General features: G+C 70.6%; 7 protein-coding genes. 3 read left to right on the top strand and 4 right to left on the bottom strand.

The features are described from left to right. Positions 1-21 precede the first annotated feature (21 nt). A complete protein-coding gene (locus ACWGST_RS13370; RefSeq protein ID WP_452047160.1) occupies positions 22-855 on the bottom strand; it encodes an ABC transporter permease in 834 nt (277 codons plus the stop codon). A gap of 5 nt (positions 856-860) precedes the next feature. Next, positions 861-1,787: an ATP-binding cassette domain-containing protein gene (locus ACWGST_RS13365; RefSeq protein ID WP_452047159.1), complete on the bottom strand. Its 927-nt coding sequence runs from the start codon at positions 1,785-1,787 to the stop codon at positions 861-863. A 126-nt stretch (positions 1,788-1,913) separates the two neighbouring features. Here ACWGST_RS13365 and ACWGST_RS13360 point away from each other — a divergent pair, with 126 nt between their 5' ends. Further along, positions 1,914-2,903 (top strand): TetR/AcrR family transcriptional regulator C-terminal domain-containing protein, encoded by a 990-nt coding sequence (locus ACWGST_RS13360; protein ID WP_452047158.1) that lies wholly within the window; start codon positions 1,914-1,916, stop codon positions 2,901-2,903. A 17-nt stretch (positions 2,904-2,920) separates the two neighbouring features. Here the strand turns inward: ACWGST_RS13360 and prmC are convergent, their stop codons facing one another. Then, entirely contained in the window at positions 2,921-3,805 is an 885-nt protein-coding gene (gene prmC, locus ACWGST_RS13355; protein WP_452047157.1) for a peptide chain release factor N(5)-glutamine methyltransferase, read from the bottom strand. Between the two features lie 108 nt (positions 3,806-3,913). On the opposite strand from prmC, the gene cysK reads away from it, so the two are divergent. After that, complete coding sequence (gene cysK, locus ACWGST_RS13350; RefSeq protein ID WP_452047156.1) at positions 3,914-4,849, top strand: cysteine synthase A; 936 nt, start codon at positions 3,914-3,916, stop codon at positions 4,847-4,849. Positions 4,850-4,935: 86 nt separating this feature from the next. After that, the gene (epsC, locus tag ACWGST_RS13345; protein ID WP_452047155.1) at positions 4,936-5,514 is read left to right on the top strand and encodes a serine O-acetyltransferase EpsC; all 579 of its coding nucleotides are present in this window, start codon (positions 4,936-4,938) and stop codon (positions 5,512-5,514) included. A 267-nt stretch (positions 5,515-5,781) separates the two neighbouring features. Here the strand turns inward: epsC and prfA are convergent, their stop codons facing one another. Beyond that, positions 5,782-6,858 (bottom strand): peptide chain release factor 1, encoded by a 1,077-nt coding sequence (gene prfA / locus ACWGST_RS13340; RefSeq protein WP_452047154.1) that lies wholly within the window; start codon positions 6,856-6,858, stop codon positions 5,782-5,784. Positions 6,859-6,862 lie beyond the last annotated feature (4 nt).

Below are 6,862 nucleotides of genomic sequence, written 5' to 3'. Positions count from 1 at the left end.
ATCCGCTGCCGTTCGACCGCGTCAGCGGCGGCCCGCCCTGCGCCGGAACAGCTCGCCGCCCCAGATGACGGAGACGACGACGATGCCGACGCACCAGCCGATCGCCCACCATGCGGAGTCGCCGATCGGCGTGCCCATGAGCAACCCCCTGATCGTCTCGATGACCGGGGTGATCGGCTGGTTCTCGGCGACCCACTGCAGCCACTCGGGCATCGTCTCGACCGGCACGAAGGCGCTCGAGAGGTAGGGCAGGAACAGCAGGATGAATCCGTAGCCGCTCGCCGCCTCGGGGCTCGACGCCGCGAGGCCGATCGCCGCGAAGAGGTAGGTGATCGCGAGGATGTAGAGGGCGACGAGGCCGAGCACCGCGAGCCATTCGAGCGGCGTCGCGCTCGGCCGGAAGCCGACGAGGAGGGCCACCGCGATCACGACGCCCGTCGCGACGAGGTTGCGGGCGAGGCTCGCGACGACGTGGCCCGTGGTCACCGCCCCGCTTCGCAGCGGCATGGTGCGGAACCGGTCGATGATGCCCGTCGTCATGTCGCGGGAGACCGAGATGGCCGTCGACGAGGCGCCGAATCCCGCGCAGAGCAGGATGATGCCGGGCACGACGTAGTCGACGTAGCCGCCCGAGGGGTCGATCGCGTTGCCGAAGATGAACGTGAACATCAGCATGAGCATCGTCGGCAGCAGGACCGCCATGAGCATGGCGTCGATATCGCGCACCGAGTGCCGGAAGCTGCGGACGATGAACGTCGACTCGGCGGTGAACGGGCCGAGCTTCGCTCGGGCAGGGGCGGGAGCCGGTGCGATGGCAGCAGCAGTGGTCGTGGCAGTGGTCGTCAGGGTGGTCATGGTCGTCACTTCGATTCGATGAGCGCCGCGGTTTCGACGAACGCCGGGGCGGATGTCGCGGGGCCGGCGGTGATCGCGAGGAACACGTCGTCGAGGCTCGGGCGGCGGATGGACACCTGTGCGCCCGCGGCGGCCGAGGCCGGCGAGTGGTCGAGCAGGTCGATGGCGGCGCGGAGGCCGTGCACGCTGCCGTCGGTCGGCAGCTCGAGCAGCAGTTCGCCCTCGGCGCCGCGGAGCTCGACGACGTCGCCGCCGATGCGCGCCTTCAGCTCGTCGGCCGTGCCCTCTGCTGCGATGCGGCCCCGATCGAGGACGGCGATGCGGTCGGCGAGCCGATCGGCCTCCTCGAGGTACTGCGTCGTGAGGAAGACCGTCGTGCCGGCCTCGGTGAGCCCGCGGATGACATTCCAGAGCTCCTGACGGCTGCGCGTGTCGAGGCCCGTGGTCGGCTCGTCGAGGAACAGGATCGGCACGTCGACGACGAGGCTGAGGGCGAGGTCGAGACGGCGGCGCATGCCTCCGGAGTAGGTGCCGAGACGCCGGCGCGCGGCATCCGTCAGATCGAACCGTTCGAGCAGTTCGGCCGCGCGGCTCCGTGCCTGCGGTCGACCGAGCCCCGAGAGCCGGCCCATCATGACGAGGTTCTCGGTGCCGGTGAGCACCTCGTCGACGGCGGCGGACTGGCCGGTGAGGGCGATGCGCTGCTTCACCTCCTCGGGCGACGCGGCGACGTCGAAGCCCGCGACCCGTGCGACGCCGGCATCGGGTTTCACAAGTGTCGTCAGGATGTTGATGGTGGTCGTCTTGCCGGCGCCGTTCGGGCCGAGCAGGGCGAACACCGACCCCGTGGGCACGCTGAGGTCGAGGCCCGCGAGCACTTCCGTCGACCCGAACCGTTTGCGGAGCCCGTGCGTGTCGATCGCGACTGACATGGATCTCTCCTGTTCTCTCGTTGCACCTCTTCTGCGTGTGGCGCAAACTGTTTATATGATGCACTGTTGTTTAAGTAATACACAGTTCTAGACTGTCGTCAACACCCTTTCGAGAACGGACCCCCTGTGAGCCCCGAGCGTGTGAGCCCCGAGCGACGCGACCCCGAACTCCCCAGAGGGGTGGCGCTCGCGTGGGGCGTCGCGACCCACCCGCAGCGCGGACCGAAGCGCGAGCTCTCGATCGAGCGCATCGTCGACGCCGCCATCGAGATCGCCGATGCCGAGGGCCTCGGCGCCGTGTCGATGAGCCGGGTCGCCGCCTCTCTCGGCTTCACGACGATGTCGCTCTACCGCTACGTCACGAGCAAGGACGACCTGATCCTGCTCATGCAGGAGGGCGCGGTCACGCCCCCGGTGCCCGACGAGACGGTCGAACGCGGCTGGCGCGACGGCGTCAGGGCGTGGGTGTTCGCGATGCGCGCGGCCTACCGCGAGCACCCGTGGCTCGTCGACATCCCCGTCTCGGGCGCGCCGATCACGCCGAACAGCCTGCTCATCGTCGACTGGTTCCTGCGCGAGGTGCGCGCACTCCCGCTCAGCGACGGCGAGAAGATGTCGACCCTGCTGCTGCTCACGAGCTACGCGCGGGCCACCGGCGCACAGGAACGCGACATCGCCGCTGCCGCAGCGGCAGCGGCCGACCCCGCGGACGTCACCGGGGCGAGCTTCTTCGAGGCGCTCGCCGAACTCGTGACCCCTGAACGCTTCCCGTACCTGAGCCCGCTCTTCGCCGCGGGCGGGTACGTCGCGGAACCCGGCGCCGATCCCGACGAGAGCGACGACGACTTCTCGTTCGGCCTCGAGCGGATCCTCGACGGCATCGAGCACCATGTGGGCCGGATGGAGTCCGGCGCCGCCGGCGTCACCGCCGGGGCGCAGTTGCCGCCGGCGCTCGAACTCCCGCGCGACAAGCAGGTCCGCGAGGCGGCGAAGGCACGGCGGGAGGCCGAGAAGGCGCTGCGCGAGGCGCAGAAGCGCGAACGCGAGGCGATCAAGCACGCGCTCGAGCGCGAGAAGGTCGCGCGAGAGAAGGCGGAGCGGGCGAAGCCGGAGTAGCGCACGGCGCTGAGCGCTCAGCGCACCGCCGTGGTCGCCCGTTCGCGCGTCGTGAGATCGCGGTGGTGTGCGATCGCCCGCCAGCCGTCGGCCGCGAGCACCTCGGCGATCGACGCCGATTGCTGCTCGCCGTGCTCGATCACGAGCACGCCGCCCGGGCGCAGCAGCGCGAGCGCGCGTCGGGAGAGCACTCGCACGACGTCGAGCCCGTCGGCGCCGCCGTAGAGCGCGAGCTCGGGGTCGTGGAGGCGTACCTCGGGGTCGCGAGGCATCTCGCGGAGGGGAACGTACGGCGGGTTCGACACCACGACCGCCACCAGGCCGTCGAGTTCGGGCAGGGCGTCGGCGAGGTCGCCGAAGACGAGCTCGAGATTGGGCGCGGCCGCCTCGGCCACGTTGCGCTTCGCCCACACGAACGCCTCTGGCGATTTCTCGACCGCCCACACCCTCGCGTGCGGCACCTCGGTCGCGAGCGCGAGCGCGATGGCGCCGCTGCCCGTGCCGAGGTCGACGCCGATGGGCTCGGGCTCCGCCGAAGAGGCGAGCGCGTCGATCGCGAGCTGGGCGACCTGCTCGGTCTCGGGCCGCGGCACGAAGACCCCGGGGCCGACCTGCAGGTCGAGGTTGCGGAACGCCGCACGCCCCGTGATGTGCTGCAGCGGCTCGCGCCGGGCCCGACGCCCGACGAGCGCGTCGAGTGCCGCGGCATCCGCCTCGCTCATCTCGCCGCCGACGACCATGCGAGCCTGCAGCTCGCCACGCGAGAGCCCGAGCACATGGCCGAGCAGGAGCTCGGCATCGACCTCGGAGTCGGGCAGTCCCGCCGACGCGAGCGCGGCGACCGCCTGTGCTCGAAGGTCGCGCAGTGATCGCGCACGGGCGTCGGGGGGTGTCGTATCCACGCAATGGAATGTAACGCACTCGCCTCGATACGAGCCGAAGCCTAGGCTGAGGCCGTCTTCATCCCCTTCATCCGTCGCACCGTCACCACCGATTCGAGAGGCAAGCCCATGGCGCAGATCTACGAGAACATCACCGAGGTCGTCGGCCGCACTCCGCTCGTGCGCCTGAACCGGCTCACCGAGGGCGCAGGCGCCACGGTGCTGGCCAAGCTCGAGTTCTACAACCCGGCCGCGAGCGTGAAGGACCGCATCGGCGTGGCCATCATCGACGCGGCCGAGAAGTCGGGCGCGCTCACCGCGGGCGGCACGATCGTCGAGGCCACGAGCGGCAACACCGGTATCGCGCTCGCCCTCGTCGGTGCGGCGCGCGGCTACCGTGTCGTGCTCGCCATGCCCGAGACCATGAGCGTCGAACGCCGAGTGCTGCTGCGCGCCTACGGTGCCGAGATCGTGCTCACCCCGGGGGCCGAGGGCATGAAGGGCGCCGTCGCGAAGGCGAACGAGATCGTCGAGGCCACGCCCGGCGCGATCCTCGCACGCCAGTTCGAGAACGAGGCGAACCCGGCGATCCACTACGCGACGACCGGCCCCGAGATCTGGGCCGACACCGACGGCGGCGTCGACATCCTCGTCTCGGGCATCGGCACGGGCGGCACCATCACGGGCGCCGGGCGCTACCTCAAGGAGCAGAAGCCCGGCGTGCAGGTCGTCGCGGTCGAGCCGGCCGACTCCCCCATCCTCACGCAGGGCACCGCCGGCCCCCACAAGATCCAGGGCCTCGGCGCGAACTTCGTGCCCGACGTGCTCGACCGCGAGGTCTACGACGAGGTCGTCGACGTCGCGACGAGCGACGCCATCGCGACCGCCCGCAAGCTCGCGACCGACGAGGCCATCCTCGGCGGCATCTCGTCGGGCGCGGCCGTCTGGGCGGCCCTCGAGGTCGCGAAGCGCCCCGAGAACGACGGCAAGACGATCGTCGTCGTCGTGCCCGACTTCGGCGAGCGCTACGTGTCGACGGTGCTGTACGAAGACCTGCGAGACTGAGCGCCCGCGAGCGCCCGGCGCAGCGTCGACGCGCTGGCCGGGCGCTCGGTGCATCCGAACGACGTACAGACTGATTGACTATCGATGTGAACTTCTTCCGAGCACTCCGCGAGGACATCGCGACGGCGCGCGCGCACGACCCCGCCTCCCGCGGAAACCTCGAGGTGTTCCTCGCCTACTCCGGCCTGCACGCCATCTGGGGCTACCGGCTCGCACACGTGCTCTGGCGCGGCGGGCTGCGCCTGCCCGCGCGGCTCGTCTCGCAGCTCATGCGGTTCCTCACGGGCGTCGAGATCCACCCCGGCGCCACGATCGGCCGCCGGTTCTTCATCGACCACGGCATGGGCGTCGTCGTCGGCGAGACCTCGATCATCGGCGACGACGTCATGCTCTACCACGGTGTCACCCTCGGCGGAAAGGCGTCGCGCGGCGCGGGGCGCGGCACCAAGCGGCATCCGACTCTCGACGACGGCGTGACGGTGGGCGCCGGTGCCAAGGTGCTCGGCGACATCACGATCGGCGCGTGGAGCGCGATCGGTGCGAACGCGGTCGTGACGAAGGATGCCCCGGCGCACTCGCTCATCGTCGGGATCCCCGCGACCTTCAAGCCGCTCTCGCATGAGACGGCCGACGCCGCGCGCGGCATCCACGACTGGCACATCTGAGCTGCCTGGACTGGCACGCCTGAGCCGCCTGGACTGGCACGCCTGAGCCGCCTGGACTGGCACGCCTGAGCCGCCTGGACTGGCATGTCCGAGCCGCCTGGACTGGCATGTCCGAGCCGCCTGGGCTGGCATGTCCGAGCCGTTCGGCGCGCCGTGCCCGTCTGCGCTGTCCGGCCCTCCCCATCCGACGAACGGACACTCGATGCCGCCCCATCGCGCTGGAGGCGGCATCAAGTGGCCGTTCGCGTGAAAGAGGTCGGCGCGCGGCTACTGGTCGCCGAGGTGAGCGAGCCGCGCCTCTTCGTCGGCCTGGATCGCCGACTCGATGATCGGGTCGAGCGCGCCGTTCATGACCTGGTCGAGGTTGTAGGCCTTGTACCCGGTGCGGTGATCGGCGATGCGGTTCTCGGGGAAGTTGTACGTGCGGATGCGCTCCGAGCGGTCCATCGAGCGGATCTGCGACTTGCGGGCGTCGGACGCGGCCGCCGCGATCTCCTCCTGCTGACGTGCGAGGATGCGCGCGCGGAGCACGCGCATCGCGGCCTCGCGGTTCTGCAGCTGCGACTTCTCGTTCTGCATCGAGACGACGATGCCGGTCGGCAGGTGCGTGATGCGCACCGCGGAGTCGGTCGTGTTGACCGACTGGCCGCCGGGTCCGCTCGACCGGTAGACGTCGATCTTCAGGTCGTTCTGGCTGATGTCGACCTCTTCGGGCTCGTCGACCTCGGGGAAGACGAGCACGCCCGTCGTCGAGGTGTGGATGCGCCCCTGCGTCTCGGTGACGGGCACGCGCTGCACGCGGTGCACGCCGCCCTCGTACTTGAGGTGCGCCCAGACGCCCTGCGACGGGTCGGTCGCGTTCGACTTGATCGCCACCTGCACGTCTTTGTAGCCGCCGAGGTCGGACTCGTTCTGGTCGAGCAGCTCGACCTTCCAGCCCTTCGACTGCGCGTACTGGATGTACATGCGCAGCAGGTCCGCGGCGAAGAGGGCGCTCTCGGCGCCGCCCTCGCCGCCCTTGATCTCCATGATCACGTCGCGGCCGTCGTCGGGGTCGCGCGGGATCAGGAGCCGCCGAAGCCGCTCCTGCGCCGCAGCGAGCCCCTCTTCGAGCGCGGGCACCTCTTCGGCGAACGCGTCGTCCTCTTTCGCGAGCTCACGCGCTGCAGCGAGGTCGTCTTGGGCCTCGAGCCACGCCGAGTGCGCGGCGACGATGCGGCTCAGCTCGGCGTAGCGCCGATTGACCTTCTTCGCGCGCGCGGCGTCGGCGTGCAGCGCCGGGTCGGCGAGCTCATCTTGCAGCTGCGCGTGCTCGGCGAGCAGGCTCTGGACGGACTCGAACACGGGC

The sequence above is a fragment of the Agromyces sp. NPDC055520 genome (genome assembly GCF_053619715.1).
The sequence above is the reverse complement of the archived record's forward strand: the minus strand, read 5'-3'. Positions and strand labels throughout refer to the sequence as shown.

What these genes read in the sequence shown, in the direction of transcription:
- ACWGST_RS13370 (WP_452047160.1), bottom strand. Translation starts at nt 855, where the DNA reads ATGACCACCCTGACGACCACTGCCACGACCACTGCTGCTGCCATCGCA.
- ACWGST_RS13365 (WP_452047159.1), bottom strand. Translation starts at nt 1,787, where the DNA reads ATGTCAGTCGCGATCGACACGCACGGGCTCCGCAAACGGTTCGGGTCG.
- cysK (WP_452047156.1), top strand. Translation starts at nt 3,914, where the DNA reads ATGGCGCAGATCTACGAGAACATCACCGAGGTCGTCGGCCGCACTCCG.